The following is a 20,787-nucleotide window of genomic DNA, read 5'->3' as shown; positions in this document are numbered from 1 at the left end:
TTACGACTCCGCCGCTGGGCTGTAGACCCGCGGTGCGCTGTGCTTGGGCAAGTGGATGAGGTTGAGGTTGTGCTTGCGTGCCCATTGCAGGGCAAGGCCGGTGGGCGCCGACAGGCTGACCAGGGTCTGGATGCCGGCACGCAGGACCTTCTGGATCAGCTCCAGGCTGCAGCGGCTGGTGACGATGGCCAGGCCGCCTTCACTGTCGATGCCTTGGCGCAGCAGGGCGCCGATCAGTTTGTCGAGGGCGTTGTGCCGGCCAATGTCCTCGCGGCCGAGCAACAGCTCGCCGTTACGGTCCATGAACAGTGCCGCATGCACCGCGCCGCAATGCTGGCCTAGCGGCTGGAAGGCGTCGATGCGCTGGCGCAGGCCAACCAACCACTGCGCGGGCGGCAGTGGCGCGCCGGGCAGTTCGGCAAGCTCTGGCAGTGCCTGCTCCAGGGCTTCGACCCCGCACAGGCCGCAGCCGCTGGTGCCGGCCAGTTGGCGGCGCTGGTTTTTCAGGTTCCAGAAGGCGCGGCTGGAGATTTCCAGGTCGGCGTACATCGCCGAACCGCTGCCAGAAAGCTTGAGGTCATAGATTTCTTGGGTGCCTTCGACAATCCCGCTGCCGACGCTGAAACCGACTGCAAAGTCTTCCAGGTCGGTCGGGCTCACCAGCATCACGGCTTGATTCAGGCCGTTGAAGGCGATGGCCAGGGCCACTTCTTCGGCCAGTGGCGTGCTGGCGCGCTCGGCGTCGCTGAGCTGGACGTATTCGTAGGTGTTGCTGGCGGCGGGCAAGGCCAAAGGCGATGAGGCCGCGCAGACCGGAGGTTTGCTGTTCATCGGGGCTGACTACCGGCGGCTTTTTGATAGCACAAGCCTAGGCCTGTGGGCCGGTCACGTCTAATCGCTAGGGTCTATGCCGTGATAGACCGCGTCGATTGGTCGCACTGGGGCAGGGTGGGCAATCCTGGCCTAGACTCCTGGCTCCGAGGTTTTATCAACAAGGAGAACGCAATGAGCCTGTTCAGTTTCGTGAAGGAAGCCGGCGAGAAGTTGATCGACCTACTGACCCCCGGCAATGCCAATGCCGAGGAGCAGTTGAAGAAACACGTGAAAGACGTCGGCCTGGGCAATCCGAACATCACCGCCACTGTAGAAGGCGACAAGATCATCCTCAAGGGTGAGGTGGCCAGCCAGGAGGAGAAGGAGAAGATCATTCTCGCGGCGGGCAACATCAGTGGTGTGGCCAGCGTTGACGATCAGATCACCGTAACAGGGCCAGTCGTTCAGGCTGCGCGGTTCGTTACCGTTAAAAAGGGTGACACCCTGTCAGCCATTGCCGTAGTCGTGTATGGGAACGCCAACCAGTACAACAAGATCTTCGAGGCCAACAAGCCGATGCTTACGCACCCGGACAAGATCTACCCGGGGCAGGTGTTGCGCATTCCCGACTGATCTTTACAGCCCGTACCACAGGGTAGCGCATCAGCCTGAGCAGCCTTGTGCTGCGAAGAGGCCGGTATGGCCAGAGTATGCCTTTTGCCATACCGGCCTCTTCGCAGCACAAGGCTGCTCCTACAGGTCGGCGCTGTACCTGCGAAAAGGAGCATCACAGGCCTGCCAGCAAATCCCGGTAATCCTCGACCGCGGCAAACTCCTGGGTGTCGCGGGGTGCCGCCTGGCTATCGGGCTGGCGCACCGCCAGCAAATGCCCCACGCCAAACCGCTGGGCACTGCGCAAAATCGCCAATGTGTCATCGATGAACAGGCTGCGCGCAGGCTCAAAGCCGATATCCGCCTGCAAGGCATCCCAAAACTGTGGGCTCTCCTTCGGGTAGCCATAATCATGCGAACTGATCAGCCGCTCGAAATACGGCGCAAGTTCGACCCGCTCCAGCTTCAGTGACAGCGAGTCACGGTGGGCATTGGTGATCATCACCACGCGTTTGCCTGCCTGACGGATGGCGGCCAGGAAGGTGTCGGCGTCGGGGCGCAGGGCGATCAGGTCGGCGATCTCGCGTTTCAGTTCGCGGATCGGCAGCTTCAGTTCACGGCTCCAGAAGTCCAGGCAGTACCAGTTGAGCGTGCCAGCATTGCGCTCGAACAAAGGCTGCAGCTCCATTTCCGCCATGGCCCGGCTCACGCCATGAAGCTCGGCATAGCGCTGGGGCAGGTGCTCCAGCCAGAAGCGGTTGTCGTAGTGCAGGTCGAGCAGCGTGCCGTCCATGTCCAGCAGGACAGTATCGATGGCAGACCAGGGAAGAACAGGCATGGGAAACTCTCGTTCAGTCGGCTAGCCACGGTATAGTAACCCGTTCACGCCAAGGAGCTGCCCCATGCGCCAGAAACCCACCGTCCTTAACCGCGAAATCGTCGCCAGCAGCCGCCTGTTCCGCGTCGAGGCCGTGCAATTGCGCTTCAGCAACGGTGCCGAGCGCACGTATGAACGCTTGGTCGGCCGGGGCAATGGTTACGGGGCGGTGATGATCGTGGCCATGCTCGATGCCGAGCATGCCGTGCTGGTCGAGGAGTACTGCGGCGGCACGGACGAATATGAGCTGTCGCTGCCCAAGGGCTTGATCGAGCCGGGCGAAGACGTGCTGGCCGCGGCGGATCGCGAACTCAAGGAAGAAGCCGGCTTTGGTGCGCGGCAGCTGGAACACCTGACCGAGTTGTCGCTGTCGCCGGGCTACATGAGCCAGAAGATCCAGGTGGTGCTGGCCACCGACCTGTATGAAGAACGCCTTGAGGGCGACGAACCAGAGCCCATGGGCGTAGACAAGGTCAACCTGCGCGAGCTGTCGGCCCTGGCCATGCACCCGCAATTCACTGAGGGCCGTGCCTTGGCGGCGCTGTACCTGGCGCGCGACCTGCTGATCCAGCGGGGGCTGCTGGAGCTATGAACGACCTGCAACTGATGCACGAAGTGGTCAAGCTGGCCCATTTGGCGGGCGAGGCGATTCTGCCGTTCTGGCGGGCCGACGTGGCGGTGACCAACAAGGCCGACGATTCCCCGGTGACCGCCGCCGACCTGGCCGCCCACCGCATCATCGCTGATGGGCTGCTGGCGCTGGCGCCACAGGTCCCCGTGCTGTCCGAGGAGGACTGCAACATTTCGCTGGCCGAGCGCCAGGGCTGGAGCCGCTGGTGGTTGGTTGACCCGCTGGACGGCACCAAGGAATTCATTGCGGGCAGTGAAGAGTTCACGGTCAACATCGCCCTGATCGAAAACGGCGTGGTGGTGTTTGGCGTGGTCTCGATGCCGACCAACGGGCGCTGCTACTCGGGTGGGCGCCAGTTGGGTGCGTGGCGTGCCGAGGCGGGGGAAGCTGCCCAGCCAATCCAGGTGCGTAACGCACCGCCTGCCGAAGGCCGTTTCACCGTGGTGGCCAGCCGTCGCCATTCCAGCCCCGAGCAAGAGGCGCTGTTGGCAGGGTTAGGGGCGGCGGTGGGTGAGCTGGACCTGGCCAATATCGGCAGCTCGCTGAAGTTCTGCCTGCTGGCCGAAGGCAGCGCCGATTGCTACCCGCGCCTGGCGCCGACGTCGCAGTGGGATACCGCCGCTGCACAGGGCGTATTGGAGGGGGCCGGTGGCGAGGTGATTGGGCTGGATGGCCAGCCGTTCACCTACCCGGCGCGTGAATCCCTGCTTAATCCGTTCTTCCTGGCCTTGCCCCGCGCAGCCGCCTGGCGCCAAGCCTTGATCGAGCTGGCGTGTAAAGAACAAAACGCTTAACCCCGCGCCTCATGATCTTGTGGGAGCGGGTTTACCCGCGAAGAAGCCAACCCGGTATCTGGCACCGGCTTCGCCGGTGTTCGCGGGTAAACCCGCTCCCACAGAGCCCCTGCTAGGTCAGCAGGCGTTGTTTCGGTCCATGCGTGTGCGTCAGCGGTGCAGCACGTACTGGCCGCTGAATTTCACGGCAGGCTCGTCACTGCCAGCATTGCTGACGGTGGTTTCCAACGTCAAACGCGCCCGCCCGCGGCGCTGGTACATCGCCACGAAGCGCTCCCAAGCCTTCTCATCCGGCGCCGCACAGCGGGCCACTGCCGCGCCGGTGACCGGCAGCGGATAGCTGATCTGCCCCTCCTGAATGACGATATGCCCGTCATCGATGCCCAGCTCGCGCAAGCGCAGGTGCAGCCACCCCCAACCCACCAGCACTGCGGCGCAGTACAGGCTGCCGCCGAACATGGTGCTCTTGTGGTTGACGTTGGCTGCCAGCGGCAGTTGCAGGCGCAGGGTGTGCTGCTGCCAATCGATGACCTCCAGGCCCATTTCGCGGGTCAGAGGGATGTCGCTGTGCAGTACGGATTGCAGGTACTGGCTGTCGCTGCTCATGGACGGTTGTCCTCCTGGTCGTCGTGCCCGCCACTGCCGCCGTCAAAATTGAGGCTGTGTTTGCGCAACTTGTCATGCAGGGTCTTGCGGGGGATGCCCAGCGCTTCGGCCAGGCTGCGCATCGAGCTGTGCGGCTGGGCAAGCTCGGCGGCGATCAGCGAGCGCTCGAACTGTTCGACCTGTTCGCTGAGGTTGCCGGTCAATACCGCCGCCGTGGGCGTTGCCGCAGCGGGCGCCTGGCCGTCGAGGGCAAGCTCCAGGCCAAGGGCGAAGCGCTCGGCGACGTTCTGCAGCTCACGCACGTTGCCTGGCCAGTCGTGGCGCAGCAGCAAGGCACGCTGGGCCGGCTGCAGGGTGTGCGGCGGCAAGCCGTGGCGCTGGCTGGCGGCGTCGGCAAAGTGCTGGAACAACACCAAAATGTCATCGCCACGCTCGCGCAGCGGGGGGATGCGCAGCGGCGCCACGTTCAGGCGGTAATACAGGTCGGCCCGGAAGCGCCCTTGGTCGGCGGACTGACGCAGGTCTTCCTTGGTGGCGGCGATGATGCGGATATCCAGCGGGATCAGCTGGTTGCCGCCCAGGCGTTCGACCACCCGCTCCTGCAGCATGCGCAGCAACTTCACCTGCACATCCAGGCTCATGCTCTCGATTTCATCGAGGAACAGCGTGCCGCCATTGGCGAATTCGAACTTGCCGATACGCCGCTTCTGCGCGCCGGTGAAGGCGCCGGGTTCGTGGCCAAACAGCTCGCTCTCGACCACCGATTCGGCCAATGCCCCGGCGTTGATGGCCACGAAGGGCCCGTCGCGGCGGCTAGAAAGGTCGTGCAGGGCGCGGGCAACCACCTCTTTGCCGGCACCAGTCTCACCCAGAATCAGCACATCGGCACGGGTGCCGGCCAAGGCGCCGATCTGCTCACGCAGGCGTAGCATCGTCGGCGACTGGCCCACCAGGCGGGTGGCCAGTTGCTGGCGGTCGCTCAAGGCCAGGCGCAGGCTGCGGTTGTCCAGCACCAGGCGGCGCAGGGCCAGGGCGCGGCGCACGCTGTCGAGCAGGGCGTCGCTGGCGAACGGCTTTTCGAGGAAGTCATAGGCACCGGCACGCATGGCCTGTACCGCCAGCGGCACATCGCCGTGGCCAGTAATCAGCAGCACAGGCAGTTCGCTGTCGCGGCCGTGCAGTTGCTCCAGCAGTTGCAGGCCATCGATGCCCGGCATGCGGATGTCGCTGACCACCACACCGGGCCAGTCGGCTTCGATGCGCTCGGCCAGGCCTTGGGCATCGGCCAGCGCCACCACCTTGAGCCCGGCAAGGTCCAGGGTCTGGCTCAGGGCTTGGCGCAGGTGCGGGTCGTCGTCGACCAGAATCACCTGGGCTTGGCTGTCGATCAGTGTCTCGGGGCTCATGCCGAGGGGTCCTCCGAATTGGGCAGGGTTGCGCCGGGTGCCGCCACGCGCAGTTGCAGGGTAAGCAGGGCACCGCCTTCTGGGTGGTTGGCCAGCAGCAGTTCGCCGCCCAGGGCGCGCATCAGGCTTTCGCAGATGGCCAGCCCCAGGCCAAGGCCCTGGGTGCGGGTCTTGGTGGTGAAGAACGGCTCTTTGGCATGCTCCAGTGCCTGGCGGCTGAAGCCTGGGCCGTTGTCGCGGATGTACAGGTAGACGTAGCCATCGCGCTGTTCGGCACTCAGCCAGAGGCGGCGCGGGTTGGCCTTTTCGGTCAGGGCATCGAGGGCGTTGGCCAGCAGGTTGCCCAGCACTTGGCGCAGGCGGGTTTCGCCGGCTTGCACCCACAACGTGGCCTCTGGCAGGTCGCGGATCAGCTCGACGGCCATCGCCCGGCGGCGCTTGGCCAGCAGCGCCAGGGCGTCGTCCAGTGCCGGCTGCAGGGCCACGCTTTCCGGGGCGTGGCGGTCGCGGCGGGCGAAGGCGCGCAGGTGGGCGATGATCGAGGCCATGCGCCCGGTCAGCTCACCGATCAGCTTGAGGTTGCCGCGAGCGTCTTCGGTGCGCTGGTGGTCGAGCAGGATCTCGGCATTTTCGGCGTAGCTGCGGATGGCCGCCAGCGGCTGGTTGAGCTCGTGGCTGATGCTCGCCGACATGGTGCCCAGCACCGACAGCTTGCCGGCCTGGACCAGTTCGTCCTGGGCCCGCACGGCCTCCTGCTGGGCGTTTTCACGTTCGAGCACGGCGCTCTTGAGGCGGGTGTTGAGGCCTTCAAGGTCGGCGGTACGTTCGGCGACGCGCTTTTCCAGCTCTTGACGGCCACGGGCCTCGAAGTCGATGCGGTCGATGTAGTGCCGACGCCGCTGCATCACCAGGCCGGCCAGCAGCACCAGCACCAGCAACGTGCCGGCGCCGATGGCCATCACCGTCTGCACCGAGCGGTCGACCAGGATGCGCGGGGCGAGGATGCTGACCTGCCAGCCGGTTTCCTTGATGTCGCGGGTCTGGGTGATCCACGCGTCCTGGTTCAGCACCAAGGGTTGCGGGGCCTGGGTCGGGTACGGCTGGATGGCGATGATCGCCTGGCGCTCGGCCTCGGTCAGCGCGCGGGTGGCGCGGAAACGCCAGTCCGGCCGAGAGGTGAGGATGACCACGCCGTTATGGTCGGTCAGCAACAGTTGCTCGGGGGTACGGCCCCAGAGGGTTTCGGTGTGGTCGAGGTCGACCTTGACCACCAGCACGCCCACGATCCGCTCGCGGTCGCGCACGGCGGCGGCGAAGAAGTAGCCACGCTTGGCCGAGGTGGTGCCCTGGCCAAAAAAACGCCCCAGGTGGCCGGCCATGGCTTCGTTGAAGTAGGGGCGGAAGGCGAAGTTGCGTCCGACGAAACTGTCGTGCTTGTCCCAGTTGGAGGCGGCCAGGGTATTGCCGCTGACGTCCATCAGGTACATGACCTCGGCACCGGTCTGCTGGACGATATCCTTGAGCAGGCGGTTGGCGTTGGTCACCGCTTCCAGGCGGAACGGGTCGGCCAGCACGCCGCGCAGCGCCGGCAGGTCGCCGAGGATTTGCGGCAGGGTTTCGTAGCGGTGCAGGGTGCCCAGCAGGTTGGCGACGTACAGGTCGAGGGTCTGGCGATTCTGCGAGGCCAGCTCTTCCTGGTAATAGCGCTCGGCCAGATGATGCAGCGGCCACAGCAGTGGGATCAGGCACACGGCCAGCAGGGCCAGGCTGCGCCAGCGGGGACGGCGTGGGGGCGTGGGTTTCGCGATCATCAGGTCAATGCGCCAGAAAAGTCTGACGCAATTATGCGCTACTTGAGGCAGTCGATCAGCGCCTGCTGCCAGTGCGGCAGGCTGATGTGCCATTGCTGGGCCAAGCGTGAGCAGTCCAAGCGTGAATTGAGTGGCCTGCGGGCGGGTGTGGGGTATTCGCTGGACGGGATCGGCTGCAGTTCGGCACAGGGTAACCCTTGCGCCTGCAACTGGTCGGCGATCGCTTGGGCGAAACCGAACCAGGAGGTCTCACCTTGCGCAGTGAGGTGGTAGGTGCCCCAGTCGCCAGCCTGCCCGGCTTGCCAGCGCTCGATCAGCGTGCGGGTGCTGGCAGCAAGGGTAGCGGCAGACGTCGGCGCGCCAATCTGGTCGTTTACCACGCGCAGTTGGGGCTTTTCCTGCAGCAGGCGCTGCATTGTCAGCAGGAAGTTGCGCCCATACAACGAATAGACCCAGCTGGTACGCAGGATCAGGTGCTGGCCGGCCACCGCGGTAATCGCCTGCTCGCCGGCCAGTTTGCTGTGGCCATAAACCCCCAGGGGGTTGGGCGTGTCTTGTTCGGTATAGGGCGTGGCCTTGCTGCCGTCGAAGACATAGTCGGTGGAGTAGTGGATGAGCGGCGCACTCAGCCGTGCTGCTTCTTCGGCGAGCACGCGGGGGCCATGGGCATTGATTGCAAACGCCAGCGCGGGCTCTTGTTCGGCCTGGTCCACCGCCGTGTAGGCAGCAGCGTTTATGATCAGGTCGGGGGCGAGCCGGCGCAGCGGTTCGCGCAGGGCCTCGGGCTGTGCCAGGTCGAGGTGCTCGCGGCCAAGCACGTGTAGCTCGCCAAGCCCGGCCAACTGCGCCTGCAGCGCTTGGGCAACCTGGCCATTACGGCCGCAGACGACGATTTTCATGGCAGCAGTTGCGCCTCGCTCAGCGGTACGCCGACCTTGTCTTTGTCCGACAACACCGGCGGCCCCGCGAGTTGCCAGTCGATGGCCAGCTCAGCGTCGTCCCAGCGGATGCAACGGTCTGCGCCAGGGTTGTAGTAGTCCGTGGTCTTGTAGAGAAACTCGGCCGATTCGCTGACCACCGAGAAGCCGTGGGCGAACCCCGGTGGAATCCACAGTTGCCGATGATTATCGGCCGACAGGTGCACCGCGACCCATTTGCCGAACGTGGGCGAGCTCCTGCGCACGTCCACGGCAATGTCGCGTATCTCGCCCTGTACCACCCGCACCAGTTTGCCCTGGGTGTTTTCCACCTGATAGTGCAGGCCGCGCAACACGCCTTTGACGGAGCGCGAGTGGTTGTCCTGGACGAAGTCCACGGTGACGCCGGTGTGCTTCGCGAACTCGCGGGCATTGAAGGCTTCGAAGAAGAAGCCACGGCTGTCACCGTATACCGTTGGCTCGATGATCAGTACGTCAGGGATCTCGGTGGGGATGATGTTCATGCAGACTCGTTTGCCAGTTTGCCCAGGTACTGACCGTAACCGGTCTTCTTGAGTTTTTCAGCCTTGGCCAGCAGCTGGTCACGGGTGATCCAGCCCTTGTTGAAGGCGATTTCTTCCAGGCAGGCCACTTTCAACCCCTGGCGGTTCTCGATGGTTTGCACATATTGCGAGGCATCCAGCAGGCTCTCGTGGGTGCCGGTGTCGAGCCAGGCGAAGCCACGGCCAAAGCGCTCCACACGCAAGTCGCCGCGCTGGAGGTAGGCATTGGTGACATCGGTGATCTCAAGCTCGCCGCGCTCCGAGGGGCGAATGCCTTTGGCGATTTCGACCACGTCGTTGTCGTAGAAGTACAGGCCCGTTACGGCATAGCTGGACTTGGGCTTGAGTGGCTTCTCTTCGATGGACAGCGCGTTGCCCTGCTCGTCGAACTCGACCACACCGAAGCGCTCCGGGTCCTTGACCCAATAGCCAAACACGGTGGCGCCGCTGGGGTGGCTGACCGCGCGCTGCAACTGTTCGGTGAAGCTCTGGCCGTGGAAGATGTTGTCACCGAGGATGAGGCAGACCGAGTCGTCACCGATGAACTGCTCACCGATCAGGAACGCCTGGGCCAGGCCGTCGGGTGATGGCTGCTCGGCATAGCTGATGCGAATGCCGAACTGGCTGCCATCGCCGAACAGCTGGCGATACTGAGGCAGGTCCTGGGGTGTGGAGATCAGCAGGATGTCGCGGATATCGGCGAGCATCAGCACCGAGATCGGGTAGTAGATCATCGGCTTGTCATAAATCGGCAGCAGTTGCTTGGATACCCCGAGGGTGATGGGGTGCAGGCGGGTGCCGGATCCTCCGGCCAGGACGATGCCCTTGGTCATGCAATGAGCTCCTTGATGTCGGTATTGCCCAGGCGTTCCCCCTGGTAGCTGCCATCCTGGACATGGCGGCACCACTGCAGGTTATCCAGGTACCACTGCACGGTCTTGCGCAGCCCGGTGGCGAAGGTTTCCTGCGGTACCCAGCCCAGCTCCCGTTCGATCTTGCTGGCATCGATGGCATACCGCAGGTCATGGCCGGGGCGGTCTTGAACGTAGGTGATCAGGTCTGCATAACGGGCCACGCCTTCAGGGTGCTGTGGCGCCAGCTCGTCGAGCAGGGCACAGATGGCGTGGACCACGTCGAGGTTTTTCTGCTCGTTGTGGCCGCCGATATTGTACGTTTCGCCGACCTCGCCGCGGCTCACCACCTCAAGCAACGCCCGGGCGTGGTCTTCGACGAACAACCAGTCGCGCACCTGCTGGCCATTGCCGTACACCGGCAGTGGCTTGCCGGCCAGGGCATTGAGGATCATCAGCGGGATCAGCTTTTCAGGGAAATGGTACGGGCCGTAGTTGTTCGAGCAGTTGGTGATCAGTACCGGCAGGCCATACGTGCGGTGCCAGGCGCGTACCAGGTGGTCCGAGGCGGCCTTGCTCGCCGAATAGGGGGAGCTGGGCGCATACGGCGTGGTCTCGTGGAACAGGTCGTTGGCGCCATGCAGGTCGCCATACACTTCGTCGGTGGAGATATGGTGAAAGCGGAACGCACGGCGCTGCTCGGCAGGCAGGCGGCTCCACCAGGCACGGGTGGCTTCGAGCAGGGCATAGGTGCCGACGATATTGGTCTGGATGAACGCTGCCGGGCCGTCGATCGAACGGTCCACATGGGATTCGGCAGCCAGGTGCATGATTGCGTCGGGCTGGAAGCGCTCGAGTACGGCACTGACTGTCGCCGCATCGGCGATATCGGCCTGGACGAATTCGTAACGGGTATTGTTGGCGATGCTTTGCAGCGACTCGAGGTTGCCGGCGTAGGTCAGCTTGTCGAGGTTCAGCACTTCGTGTTCGGTGTTGCCGATCAGGTGACGGACCAGCGCCGAGCCAATGAAGCCGGCGCCGCCTGTGACGAGTATGCGCATCTCAAGTCGCCTCTGGTAAACCAAGTTCTATGGCATGCAGCCTAGCTCGTCGGCTAGGGTGGTGGCAGACAAATATCATGGGTTTGAGCGTGATCATGATGGATATGCCGATTGATATCGATCTAATAAGGGATAAGGCTTTGCCGATCGGCTATTTTTGCTTTTAAAGCCGATATATATCGGTTATAAATTTGCCATCGCTGCTCCTACCCCCATCGACCAACGCCCCAGCGCACATCGGCTCAGGGCCTACGCAGAGGTTAACCATGAAAACCCTCAATTCTACCCCCCGTGCCGACGGCTTCCACATGCCCGCTGAATGGGCGCCGCAGACCCAGGTCTGGATGGTCTGGCCGGAGCGTTCGGACAACTGGCGCCTGGGTGGCAAACCGGCACAGGCCGCTCATGTGACATTGGCCAAGGCGATCGCCCGCTTCGAGCCAGTGACCGTGGGTGTTTCTGCTGGCCAGTACGAGAACGCACGCCGTCAGCTTGACCTGCCGAACATCCGCGTCGTGGAAATCAGCAATGACGACGCCTGGGTGCGCGACACCGGCCCGACCTTCGTCATCAACGACCAAGGCGAAGTGCGCGGCGTGGACTGGGGCTTCAATGCCTGGGGCGGCTTCGATGGCGGGCTCTACGCACCCTGGAACCGTGACGAGGAACTGGCCGCCAAGGTCCTGGAAATGGAGCGCTGCCAGCGCTACCAAACCGAGGGCTTCGTGCTGGAGGGTGGCTCGATCCACGTGGACGGCGAGGGCACGGTGATCACCACCGAAGAATGCCTGCTCAACCGTAACCGCAACCCGCACCTGGGCCGTGAGGAAATCGAAGCGGTCCTGCGTGAGCAGTTGGCCGTCGATACCGTGGTCTGGCTGCCGGACGGCCTGTACAACGACGAGACCGACGGCCACGTCGACAACTTCTGCTGTTACGTGCGCCCGGGCGAAGTGTTACTGGCCTGGACCGATGATTCCAACGACCCCAACTACGCCCGCTGCCACGCGGCAATGGACGTGTTGAAAAACACCCGCGACGCCAAAGGCCGTGAGTTCGTGGTGCACAAGATGCCGATCCCTGGCCCACTGTACGCCACGGCTGAAGAGTGTGCTGGCGTCGACCAAGTGGCCGGTAGCCAGGAACGCGACCCGTCGGTGCGCCTGGCCGGCTCGTACGTGAACTTCCTGATCGTCAATGGCGGCATCATCGCGCCGAGCTTCGATGACCCTGCCGATGCCCAGGCCAGAGCCATCCTGGCCGAGCTCTTCCCGGATCATGAAGTGGTCATGATCCCAGGCCGTGAATTGTTGTTGGGGGGCGGCAATATCCACTGCCTGACCCAGCAGCAGCCGGCGCCAGTCAAGCGCTGAGACCACCCTGAATAAAAAGGCCCGTCATACGACGGGCCTTTTTTTCGGGTGACCTTTTCAAGCGACGTCCGGCCGCCTGAGTGGCATACGTTTTGTATTGTTTTTCAATTAGATAGCTCGAATGGGTCGGGCTCTCTGATCTGTAACAATGCCTACGTAAATTAGCCGCTCACGGGCAAAGGAGTACGTGTGGAAATGAACGCAGCAAGTGAGTCGGCTTTGTGCCCATCGGCAGTTAACCACCCATCGCTCAAGCTGTTGGCGCAGTGGTTGAAGCACCATGGAAACATCCAGGTCAGGACGACCGACCCACGACGTCTGCTTGCCGGGCGATACCCGCAAGGGCTGATCAGTGAAGCAGAGATGCAGGCGCTGATGGCGGTGTGGCACTGATCTCATCGGTTTTACCGGTGCTGGCCCCTTCGCAGCACAAGGCTGCTCCTACAGGTGGCGTGCGATCCCTGTAGGAGCAGCCTTGTGCTGCGAAGAGGCCGGTACAGGCAACAAAGATCAGAAGCGGTAAGTGCTCGTCACCACAAGGCTCCGCGGGTCGCCCACCTGGATCTGCGCCGCACTGGTCGCCGAGCTGTAGTAGGTCTTGTCGGCAATGTTGTTCAACGCCGCCCGCACATCCCAGTCGTGGGTGCGGTAGCCGGCCAGCGCATCCCAGCGGCCGTAGCCTGGCAACACCGTGGTGTTCTGGTTATCGGCATAACGCTCACCCACCAACGTCAAGCCGGTCTCGGCGTACCAGCCCAATTCCGGTTTCCAGGTCACGAACAGGCTGGCATTACGCTTGGCCACGTCGTTGATGCGGTTGCCTTCCTGGTTATTGTTGTCTTTGACGATGGTCGCATCCTGCAGGCCGATGCCCCCGCGCACGTACCAGTTGCCGACGATATTGCCGGTGGCGGTCAGCTCGATGCCTCGGGAGCGTTGCAAGCCGCTGAGCAGGGTGATTTCCGGGTTTTCCGGGTCACGCGTGCGGCGGTTGTACAGCTCCAGTTCATACACGGCGAGGGTGGTGGTGAGGCGCTGGTCGAACCAGTCGCTCTTGACCCCGATCTCCTTCTGGCGGGTCAGCTCTGGCCCGGTGTCGTTGGTGTTGCCCGGCGCGCCGGGGGTGATGCCGATCAGGCCACCGCCCACTGGCGAGAAGGTCTTGCTCCACGATGCATAGAAGGAGTGGTCTCGCCACGGCGTGTAGACCACACCCAGGCGCGGGCTGGTGGTGTTGCTGTCCTGCGGCTCGGTCAGGCCATCCTTGTTGGTGGTCTCTACCTCGAACTGGTCGAAACGCACGCCAGCGAGCACCTGCCATTGATCGTTCAGGCGGACCTGGTCTTGCAGGTAGAGGCCACGGCTTTGGACCACGGTGTGGTTGTCGCTCGACAGCAACATTGGGCCCGTGTGCTGCCGGCTGCGGTCGGGGTTGCCAACGTCCAGGCTTGGCACACTATTAGGCGCAGCGGTGTACAGGGTCGGGTCACGCCGTTGGCTGCCGAACTCCAGGCCCACCAACAGCTTGTGCTCCAGCCCCACGGTAGTGAAGTCGCCCTCGGCTTCGAGGTTGTTGAACAGGTTGCGGGTGTTCAGGTCCTGTTGCCAGCGCTGGCGGGTGACAGTGTTGGTGCTGGCGTTGTAGCCCGTCGCATAGGTGTTGTCGAACTCGCTGTCGAGCTTGAACAGGCCGAGGGTGTGGCGCAGTTGCCAGGTTTCGTTCAGCTGGTAGTTGAGCCGCGAACGCAGCGACTGGGCGCGGTCATCGATGTAGTCGCGCTGGGTATCGCTGTAGGTGGTGCTGCGGCTGACGTCGGCGGGGCGGCCATTGACCCCGGGGATACCGCGGTCTGGTGTGCGGTTGTAGCGGCTGTATTCGTACTGCACCAGCCAGTTCAGGTCGGGCGAGAGCTGCCAGCTCATCGACGGGGCGAACAGCTGGCGGCTGCCATCGATGCCGTCGCGGAAGCTGTTGTTGTCCTGGTTGCCCAGGTTCAGGCGCAGGCTGATGGTATCGCTGGGGTCGGCGCTGAGGTCGGCGTACAGGCTGCGCAAATCTTCGCTGCCGCCTTGCGCCTCGATGCTCGAACGGCGGCCGTGATCCGGCGCCTTGCTGACGCGGTTGACGATGCCACCCTGGCTGCCGCGGCCATACAACACCGCTGCGGGCCCTTTGAGCACCTCGACCCGCTCGATGTTGTTCAGGTCGCGAATGTACTGGCTGTCGTCGCGAATGCCGTCCAGGTAGAAGTCGTTGCTGGCCTCGAAGCCGCGGATGCGCACGCTGTCGAAGCGCGTGTCGGCGCCGCTGCTGACGTTGGGGATGCCCTCAAGTGCCTTGCCCAGGGTGTTGTTGCCGTAGTCCAGCACGTTGGCGGTCTTGACCGTGTCGATGGCCTGGGGCACGTAGCGCACGGGCGTCGAGGTGCGCGTCGCAGTACTGACTTCCTTGACCCGCGGGTTGTCCTCCTCGCGCTCGCCTTCGGCAGTCACTGACATTTCCGGCAGGGTGGTGGTGGCAGCGGTGGCCAGGCTGGCGCTGAACAGCAGCGACAGGCCAAGCGTCAGCGGGGAGAGGCGGCAGGGTACAAGCATGGAGACATCCGGACCGTGGCAGGTGAGAAAGGGTGCGAATGGTAATGCTTGCTATTTACTGTTGCTTGGGTATTTGTAAAGGGTTGTCTTTACATATGTATCACTTTGTAACCGCCGCTGTTGTATGCTCCGCGCCCATGAAAGCTGCCGGGTTGGTCAAAGCGACATTTCTGACAGAAGAAAAAATGCCCACTGATAGCGCCAACAGGCATGGAAATGCACCAGCGGGCTGGGTGATTTTGGTTATATCAACCTGCATTTCACGATTTTTTGACATTTGTAATCGCACACCGCTAGGATTCGGCCAACGCCTGCTGGCCATGACATGGCCATGCTGCTGTAAAAGGCCACCGTGCGATTGCCGGCAAGCCTTTCAGTCTGGATCCGCATAGCGTCGAACCTACGAAGGGGCGTTGGTTCCTGGCGTCATATTGCGAAGCGTTTTTGATTAAGAAATAAGGAAAACAACATGTTGAAAACCAGGATCAGCCTGGTCGCACTGGCAATGATCGCCGCGACCCAGGCCCAGGCCAATGAGCAGGCCGACAGCAAGGGCTTCATCGAAGACAGCCACGCCAACGTTCTGCTGCGCAACGCCTACATCAACCGTGACAAGAAGCACGGTACCGATGACCAGATCGAATGGGGCCAAGGCGTCATCGCCAACTTCTCCTCCGGTTTCACCCAGGGCACCGTCGGTGTCGGTGTCGACGCATTCGGCCTGTACGCCCTGCGTCTGGACGGCGGCAAAGGCCACAACGGTGGCGGCGGCGTCGACTTCTTCAAACCGCACGACACCAAGAACGCCGACGGCAACGCCAGCTCGCCACATAACCTGGCCCGTGGCGGCGCAGCCGTGAAATTCCGCATCTCCAACACCGTGCTCAAGTACGGTGACCAGATGCCAGCACTGCCTGTGCTGCAGTACGACGACGCCCGTCTGCTGCCAGAAAGCTTCACCGGTACCCTGATCACTTCCAAAGAAATCCAGGGCCTGGAACTGAACGCCGGCCGCTTCACCCAAGAAGCGCGCAAAAGTGCCGAGCGTCGTGACGGTGGTGGCCTGAAGTCGATCAACGTCTTCGGTGGTAGCTACAAGTTCACCGACAACTTCACCGCTTCGCTGTACACCGCAGACAACGAAGACGTGATGCAGAAGCACTACCTGGGCATGAACTATGTCTTCCCGATCGCCAGCGACCAGTCCCTGACCCTGGACTTCAACGGCTACAAGTCGGACATCAACAACAAGTTCGTCAAAGCGGCCGAGCTCAATGGTGACTCCAACACCATCTGGAGCCTGGCGGCGACCTACGCCTACGGTGCGCACTCGTTCACCATCGCTCACCAGCGCAGCACCGGCAGCACCGGTTACAACTACGGCTTCTACCAGAACGCCGGTGGCGTGGGTGACGGTGGTTCGACCATCTACCTGGCCAACTCGTACTGGTCTGACTTCAACGCCGAAGACGAGCGCTCCTGGCAGCTGGGCTACGGCCTGGACTTCGGCGCCTACGGCGTACCGGGCCTGACCTACAAGCTGGCCTACGTAGTGGGTGACAACATCAACACCCGCAACGTCGCCAACCCGCAAGGTTTCGGTGAAGGTAAAGAGCGCGAAATCTTCAACCAGATCCGTTACGTGGTTCAAGACGGCCCGGCCAAAGACCTGTCGGTCAAGCTGCGCAGCTCGTTCGTACGCACCAACAATGCCGTACAGCAGAACGGCTACAACGACGACGGTAACGAAGTCCGCGTATTCGTCGAGTACCCGATCAGCATCTTCTGATCGCATGGCGTCGGGGCTGCTTTGCAGCCCTTTCGCAGCGCAAGGCTGCTCCTACAAATACATGGACATCGCGCTCGCTGCCCCTGTTGTAGGAGCAGCCTTGCGCTGCGAAGGGCCGCAAAGCGGCCCCAGCTCATCAAGCTGGGACGCTTTCCTCACGGCGCCTGCCAGTTGCCTTCGCTACCAGCACGCCCTCCCCAGTCTCCGGCGCAAAACTGTCGCTGCGCGCCATCCGCCACATCCGCGCATAAAACTCGCTTTCAATCGAGCCACTGAGCAATTCGCCAGGCTTGAGGAACGTATGCAGGTCTGAAAACAAGCCGATCTCGCTGGCGCTGACACGTCGTGCCAAATGTTTGGGCTTGAGCTCCGACGGGTGCTCCAGGCCCGCCGCCGCAAGCATCTCAGCCAATGTATGCAGGGTATTGCGGTGGAAGCTCGCCACCCGCTGAGCCTTGTCCGGCACCACTAACGCACGCTGGCGGAGCGGGTCCTGGGTGGCGACCCCGGTCGGGCATTTGTTGGTGTGGCAGCTCTGCGACTGAATGCAGCCAATGGCGAACATGAAGCCGCGCGCCGAATTCACCCAGTCGGCACCAATGGCCAGCACACTGGCGATGTCGAAGGCGCTGACGATCTTGCCCGCCGCGCCAATGCGAATGCTCGAGCGCAAATTCAGGCCGACCAAGGTGTTGTGCACGAACATCAAACCTTCGCGCATGGGCACGCCCATGTTGTCGCTGAACTCGCGTGGCGCCGCGCCGGTGCCGCCTTCCTTGCCGTCGACGACGATAAAGTCGGGGGTGATTCCCGTCGCCAGCATGGCTTTGGCAATGCCCATGAATTCCCACGGGTGGCCCAGGCAGAACTTGAAACCCACCGGCTTACCGCCCGACAGTTCGCGCAGGCTGGCAACGAACCGCAGCAGTTCGACCGGCGTGCGGAATGCGCTATGGGCGGCCGGCGATATACAGTCTTCGCCCTCACGCACGCCACGGGTGGCGGCGATTTCCGGGCTGACTTTGTGCCCGGGGAGGATGCCGCCGTGGCCGGGCTTGGCGCCTTGGCTGAGCTTGATCTCGATCATCTTCACTTGCGGCGAGCGGGCTTGTTCGGCGAAGCGTTGCGGGTCGAAACGGCCTTCTTCGGTGCGGCAGCCAAAGTAACCGCTGCCGATCTCCCAGATCAGGTCGCCGCCATGTTCGCGGTGGTACGGGCTGATGCTGCCCTCACCGGTGTCATGGGCAAAGCGCCCCAGCCGTGCACCCTGGTTGAGCGCTGCGATGGCGTTGGCGCTGAGGGCGCCGAAACTCATGGCCGAGATGTTGAAGATCGATGCCGAGTACGGTTGCCGGCACTGCGGCCCGCCAATGGCGATGCGGAACGAGGCGGGGTCGGGCGTGGCCACCGGCAGCATCGAATGGCTGATGAATTCGAAGCCGGGTTTGTAGGCATCGTTGAGCGTGCCGAAGGCTTTTTCGGCGCTCTCGTTCTTCGCCCGTGCATACACCAGGGAACGCTGGGACCGTGAAAACGGCAGCTTGTCGTCGTCACCTTCGATCAGGTATTGGCGGATTTCCGGGCGGATGGTTTCGATCAAGTAGCGGATGTTGCCCAGGATCGGGTAGTTGCGCCGCACCGCGTGGTGGCTCTGGCGCAGGTCATTGAGGCCGACCAGGCTGAGCAGGGCGGTGATCAGGGTGAATGGCCATAGCCAGGCATGTTGGGGCAGTAATGGGAGGCTGGCACAGGTGAACGACAGGCAGATGAAAAGGCAGGCGTAGCGGCTGGGCAGTGAGTGTTTCATGGGTCCATCGCAGGCAGGATGACCCGCCTAGGATAGGCAATGGCGGGCTGCGGAAAACCTGGGCAATCGGTAAAACACTGTTACCTGATCCCGTGCGCTCCTACAAAGGCGCGGTGACAGGTTATCGAGGTAACAGCACGCTGGCCCGCAGCCCACCGCCGTCGCGGTTGCACAACAGCAACTCGCCGCCATGGCTGGCCGCGATCCGCTGGGCAATGCTCAACCCCAAGCCATACCCGCCAGACGCCTGGTTACGCGACCCTTCACCCCGCACGAACGGTTCAGTAACCGTCGCCAGCAAGCCTGGCGCGATCCCCGGCCCTCGGTCATCGACATGGATATAAACCCCCGTGGTCGCGCGCTCCAGCGTGATCGAAACCTCCTTGGCATAGCGCAAGGCATTGACCAGTAAATTCTGCAGGCAACGCTGCAGCAGCAGCGCATCAACCCGCAAGCTGCCGCCCTGGCCATGAACCGGCAGTGGCTCGCGGGCTGTGGACAAGTCGGCACACTGCCGCGTCACCAGCCGGTCCAGGTCCACCTGTTGCAGGTTCTGCTGCTCCCCGGCCCGCAGGTAATCGAGCACTTGGCCAATCATGTCGTCCATCTGCGTGATGTTCTGCCGCAGGCGCTGGCGATGCTCGTCGTCCGGCAAGCGCTCCAGGCGCAGGCGCATGCGGGTCAGTGGGGTGCGCAGGTCGTGGGACACGGCAGCCAGGAAATAGGCCTTGTCGTTGACCATCGCAATCAACCGCTGCTGCATCGCGTTGAAGGCCTGGGCGGCCTGGCGCACTTCTTCCGGCCCGTCCAGCGCCAAGGGCGGCTGCTCCAGGTTGCTGCCCAGGCCGCGCGCGGCATCCGCCAGGCGCCGCAACGGGCGCAGGCACAAGCGCACCGCCACCAGGCACACCAACAGCACGGCGACGATGCGCAGGGCATACACCCGCAGCAGGTAATCGCTGATCAACACCCAGGCGGACTCGCCGCTCCAGCCCTGCAGCTCCTGGCCATCGATGGTCAGCCAATGCCCATCGGCCAGCGGCACGGCAAACGCGATATGTGCCTGCGCCGTGCGCAAACCGAACAGGCTGCGCCAGACAATCGGCTGGCCCAGTTCATCGGTCAGGTGCACCTTCAGCAGGCGCACCTCCTGGGCGTGGCCCAGCTCGTACTTGAGGGCCTGTTGCAGCAGCAGCTCGATACGCTTGCGCCCTCTGCGTTCGTCGTGTTCCGCCGCGGGCAGGTTTTCGGCACAGCGCAACTGATAGTGGGCAGGTGCCTGCATCGGGCTGCCATGGCAATTGGCACTGGCAATCAGCGGCGCGCTGCGGGCGGCAATCAGCCGAACAGGGGCCTCAAGCACCTGGGCGAAACGCACATCGAACCAGATGCTGCTCGACATCAACTGGATCACCACGGTGCCGCTGACCATGATCAGCAGCAGTTGGCCAAACAGCGTGCGCGGCCACAGCCGGCGAAGCCAGCGCATGTCAGGCATCAGCCTCGCTGCGCGCAAGGCTCAGCAAGTAGCCTTCGTTGCGGATGGTAAGAATCTGCGCTGCGCCGCCCGGCGCGCGCCGCAATTGTTGGCGCAGGCGGCTGACGCACATGTCCACCGAGCGGTCGTCAGGCAGGTGGTCGCGGCCGAACGCACTGCGGGTCAGCTGATCGCGGGACACCACGCGGTTGTTGGCCTCCAGCAGCTCGCGCAATACGCGATGGTCGGAGCGGGGCAGGGTCAGCGTTTCACCGTCAGGGCGGGTGAGCAGGCGTTTGACGTGGTCGAGCCGAAACCCGGCGAACTGCTGCGCTTCCACCGCAGGCTTTGCAACCGGCGTGTCGAGGCGCTGCGGGCGCCGCAATACCGCTTTTATCCGGGCAATCAGCTCGCGTGGCTCGAAGGGTTTGGCCAGGTAATCGTCCGCGCCCACTTCCAGGCCAATGATGCGGTCCAGCGTGCTGCCTTTGGCCGACAACATGATCACCGCCAACCCGGGCGTCGATTGCAACTGGCGGCACAGGCTCAAGCCATCCTCGCCGGGCAGCATCAAGTCCAGCACCACCAGCTCGACTTTATGCAGCGCCAGTTGCTGGCGCATCCCGTCGCCGTCAGCGGCCGCTAGCACGGTATAGCCGGCATCGGTCAGGTAATCGCAGAGAAGTTCGCGGATCTCGTCGTCATCGTCGACAACCAGCAGGGTCGTGCTCATTTCAAAAAACACCTGTTCGATGAGGGCCGGTGGCGCTCGTTACGTTCGATTACAAGCCCGTACAAGCCGGG

The 20,787-nt window shown here is 63.2% G+C and carries 19 protein-coding genes; 6 read left to right on the top strand and 13 right to left on the bottom strand.

The features are described 5' to 3' along the window. Positions 1-831 carry a formate dehydrogenase accessory sulfurtransferase FdhD gene (fdhD, locus tag QOS90_RS17565; protein WP_027595197.1) on the bottom strand — a complete coding sequence of 277 codons (831 nt, stop codon included), beginning with the start codon at positions 829-831 and terminating at the stop codon, positions 1-3. Positions 832-1,005: 174 nt separating this feature from the next. Here fdhD and lysM point away from each other — a divergent pair, with 174 nt between their 5' ends. Further along, positions 1,006-1,446: a peptidoglycan-binding protein LysM gene (gene lysM / locus QOS90_RS17560; protein WP_085273860.1), complete on the top strand. Its 441-nt coding sequence runs from the start codon at positions 1,006-1,008 to the stop codon at positions 1,444-1,446. Between the two features lie 154 nt (positions 1,447-1,600). On the opposite strand, the gene yrfG is transcribed toward lysM, so the two are convergent. Continuing rightward, entirely contained in the window at positions 1,601-2,263 is a 663-nt protein-coding gene (gene yrfG / locus QOS90_RS17555; RefSeq protein ID WP_027595199.1) for a GMP/IMP nucleotidase, read from the bottom strand. 64 nt (positions 2,264-2,327) lie between these two features. Here yrfG and nudE point away from each other — a divergent pair, with 64 nt between their 5' ends. Next, complete coding sequence (gene nudE / locus QOS90_RS17550; protein ID WP_027595200.1) at positions 2,328-2,894, top strand: ADP compounds hydrolase NudE; 567 nt, start codon at positions 2,328-2,330, stop codon at positions 2,892-2,894. Then, on the top strand, positions 2,891-3,727 hold the full coding sequence (gene cysQ / locus QOS90_RS17545) for a 3'(2'),5'-bisphosphate nucleotidase CysQ (protein WP_027595201.1): 837 nt from the start codon (positions 2,891-2,893) through the stop codon (positions 3,725-3,727). The genes nudE and cysQ overlap by 4 nt, the downstream gene beginning before the upstream one ends. Positions 3,728-3,877: 150 nt before the next feature. Here the strand turns inward: cysQ and QOS90_RS17540 are convergent, their stop codons facing one another. Genes QOS90_RS17540 through rfbB form a run of 7 tightly spaced genes read right to left on the bottom strand, consistent with a single transcriptional unit; the run spans position 3,878 to position 10,942 of the window. Next, a complete protein-coding gene (locus tag QOS90_RS17540; RefSeq protein WP_027595202.1) occupies positions 3,878-4,333 on the bottom strand; it encodes a thioesterase domain-containing protein in 456 nt (151 codons plus the stop codon). Then, positions 4,330-5,739 (bottom strand): sigma-54-dependent transcriptional regulator, encoded by a 1,410-nt coding sequence (locus tag QOS90_RS17535; RefSeq protein WP_027595203.1) that lies wholly within the window; start codon positions 5,737-5,739, stop codon positions 4,330-4,332. The genes QOS90_RS17540 and QOS90_RS17535 overlap by 4 nt, the downstream gene beginning before the upstream one ends. Further along, positions 5,736-7,550: a sensor histidine kinase gene (locus QOS90_RS17530; RefSeq protein WP_027595204.1), complete on the bottom strand. Its 1,815-nt coding sequence runs from the start codon at positions 7,548-7,550 to the stop codon at positions 5,736-5,738. Before QOS90_RS17530 ends, QOS90_RS17535 begins: the two co-directional genes overlap by 4 nt. A gap of 38 nt (positions 7,551-7,588) precedes the next feature. Then, positions 7,589-8,527: a dTDP-4-dehydrorhamnose reductase gene (gene rfbD / locus QOS90_RS17525; protein WP_143491094.1), complete on the bottom strand. Its 939-nt coding sequence runs from the start codon at positions 8,525-8,527 to the stop codon at positions 7,589-7,591. Then, the gene (gene rfbC, locus QOS90_RS17520; RefSeq protein ID WP_027595206.1) at positions 8,446-8,991 is read right to left on the bottom strand and encodes a dTDP-4-dehydrorhamnose 3,5-epimerase; all 546 of its coding nucleotides are present in this window, start codon (positions 8,989-8,991) and stop codon (positions 8,446-8,448) included. Before rfbC ends, rfbD begins: the two co-directional genes overlap by 82 nt. Next, positions 8,988-9,863: a glucose-1-phosphate thymidylyltransferase RfbA gene (gene rfbA, locus QOS90_RS17515; RefSeq protein WP_027595207.1), complete on the bottom strand. Its 876-nt coding sequence runs from the start codon at positions 9,861-9,863 to the stop codon at positions 8,988-8,990. The genes rfbC and rfbA overlap by 4 nt, the downstream gene beginning before the upstream one ends. Beyond that, the gene (gene rfbB, locus QOS90_RS17510; RefSeq protein WP_027595208.1) at positions 9,860-10,942 is read right to left on the bottom strand and encodes a dTDP-glucose 4,6-dehydratase; all 1,083 of its coding nucleotides are present in this window, start codon (positions 10,940-10,942) and stop codon (positions 9,860-9,862) included. The genes rfbA and rfbB overlap by 4 nt, the downstream gene beginning before the upstream one ends. 266 nt (positions 10,943-11,208) lie before the next feature. Here rfbB and aguA point away from each other — a divergent pair, with 266 nt between their 5' ends. Together aguA and QOS90_RS17500 are read left to right on the top strand one after the other, a co-directional pair. Next, positions 11,209-12,315: an agmatine deiminase gene (gene aguA, locus QOS90_RS17505; RefSeq protein ID WP_027595209.1), complete on the top strand. Its 1,107-nt coding sequence runs from the start codon at positions 11,209-11,211 to the stop codon at positions 12,313-12,315. A gap of 195 nt (positions 12,316-12,510) precedes the next feature. Continuing rightward, positions 12,511-12,708 (top strand): hypothetical protein, encoded by a 198-nt coding sequence (locus tag QOS90_RS17500; RefSeq protein ID WP_027595210.1) that lies wholly within the window; start codon positions 12,511-12,513, stop codon positions 12,706-12,708. 117 nt (positions 12,709-12,825) lie between these two features. On the opposite strand, the gene QOS90_RS17495 is transcribed toward QOS90_RS17500, so the two are convergent. Continuing rightward, entirely contained in the window at positions 12,826-14,910 is a 2,085-nt protein-coding gene (locus QOS90_RS17495; RefSeq protein ID WP_085273859.1) for a TonB-dependent receptor, read from the bottom strand. A gap of 469 nt (positions 14,911-15,379) precedes the next feature. Between QOS90_RS17495 and QOS90_RS17490 the strand changes: the two genes are divergently transcribed. Then, positions 15,380-16,699 (top strand): OprD family porin, encoded by a 1,320-nt coding sequence (locus QOS90_RS17490; RefSeq protein ID WP_027595212.1) that lies wholly within the window; start codon positions 15,380-15,382, stop codon positions 16,697-16,699. 136 nt (positions 16,700-16,835) lie between these two features. On the opposite strand, the gene QOS90_RS17485 is transcribed toward QOS90_RS17490, so the two are convergent. From QOS90_RS17485 to QOS90_RS17475, 3 genes are all read right to left on the bottom strand, one after another. Next, positions 16,836-18,506, bottom strand: a complete 1,671-nt coding sequence (locus tag QOS90_RS17485; protein WP_027595213.1) for an FMN-binding glutamate synthase family protein — start codon at positions 18,504-18,506, stop codon at positions 16,836-16,838. A gap of 121 nt (positions 18,507-18,627) precedes the next feature. Next, positions 18,628-19,995, bottom strand: coding sequence for an ATP-binding protein (locus QOS90_RS17480; protein ID WP_085273911.1), 1,368 nt, complete (start codon positions 19,993-19,995; stop codon positions 18,628-18,630). 1 nt (position 19,996) lies between these two features. Beyond that, positions 19,997-20,716, bottom strand: coding sequence for a response regulator (locus QOS90_RS17475; RefSeq protein WP_027595215.1), 720 nt, complete (start codon positions 20,714-20,716; stop codon positions 19,997-19,999). Positions 20,717-20,787: the final 71 nt, after the last annotated feature.

This window comes from Pseudomonas sp. LAIL14HWK12:I10, assembly GCF_900184205.1.
Taxonomy (GTDB): Bacteria; Pseudomonadota; Gammaproteobacteria; order Pseudomonadales; family Pseudomonadaceae; genus Aquipseudomonas; species Aquipseudomonas kermanshahensis.
The sequence above is the reverse complement of the archived record's forward strand: the minus strand, read 5'-3'. Positions and strand labels throughout refer to the sequence as shown.

Bases quoted from the DNA above. Each gene is read 5' to 3' on its own strand.
- fdhD (WP_027595197.1), bottom strand. From the start codon at position 831: ATGAACAGCAAACCTCCGGTCTGCGCGGCCTCATCGCCTTTGGCCTTG.
- lysM (WP_085273860.1), top strand. From the start codon at position 1,006: ATGAGCCTGTTCAGTTTCGTGAAGGAAGCCGGCGAGAAGTTGATCGAC.
- yrfG (WP_027595199.1), bottom strand. From the start codon at position 2,263: ATGCCTGTTCTTCCCTGGTCTGCCATCGATACTGTCCTGCTGGACATG.
- nudE (WP_027595200.1), top strand. From the start codon at position 2,328: ATGCGCCAGAAACCCACCGTCCTTAACCGCGAAATCGTCGCCAGCAGC.
- cysQ (WP_027595201.1), top strand. From the start codon at position 2,891: ATGAACGACCTGCAACTGATGCACGAAGTGGTCAAGCTGGCCCATTTG.
- QOS90_RS17540 (WP_027595202.1), bottom strand. From the start codon at position 4,333: ATGAGCAGCGACAGCCAGTACCTGCAATCCGTACTGCACAGCGACATC.
- QOS90_RS17535 (WP_027595203.1), bottom strand. From the start codon at position 5,739: ATGAGCCCCGAGACACTGATCGACAGCCAAGCCCAGGTGATTCTGGTC.
- QOS90_RS17530 (WP_027595204.1), bottom strand. From the start codon at position 7,550: ATGATCGCGAAACCCACGCCCCCACGCCGTCCCCGCTGGCGCAGCCTG.
- rfbC (WP_027595206.1), bottom strand. From the start codon at position 8,991: ATGAACATCATCCCCACCGAGATCCCTGACGTACTGATCATCGAGCCA.
- rfbA (WP_027595207.1), bottom strand. From the start codon at position 9,863: ATGACCAAGGGCATCGTCCTGGCCGGAGGATCCGGCACCCGCCTGCAC.
- rfbB (WP_027595208.1), bottom strand. From the start codon at position 10,942: ATGCGCATACTCGTCACAGGCGGCGCCGGCTTCATTGGCTCGGCGCTG.
- aguA (WP_027595209.1), top strand. From the start codon at position 11,209: ATGAAAACCCTCAATTCTACCCCCCGTGCCGACGGCTTCCACATGCCC.
- QOS90_RS17500 (WP_027595210.1), top strand. From the start codon at position 12,511: ATGAACGCAGCAAGTGAGTCGGCTTTGTGCCCATCGGCAGTTAACCAC.
- QOS90_RS17495 (WP_085273859.1), bottom strand. From the start codon at position 14,910: ATGCTTGTACCCTGCCGCCTCTCCCCGCTGACGCTTGGCCTGTCGCTG.
- QOS90_RS17490 (WP_027595212.1), top strand. From the start codon at position 15,380: ATGTTGAAAACCAGGATCAGCCTGGTCGCACTGGCAATGATCGCCGCG.
- QOS90_RS17485 (WP_027595213.1), bottom strand. From the start codon at position 18,506: ATGAAACACTCACTGCCCAGCCGCTACGCCTGCCTTTTCATCTGCCTG.
- QOS90_RS17480 (WP_085273911.1), bottom strand. From the start codon at position 19,995: ATGCGCTGGCTTCGCCGGCTGTGGCCGCGCACGCTGTTTGGCCAACTG.
- QOS90_RS17475 (WP_027595215.1), bottom strand. From the start codon at position 20,716: ATGAGCACGACCCTGCTGGTTGTCGACGATGACGACGAGATCCGCGAA.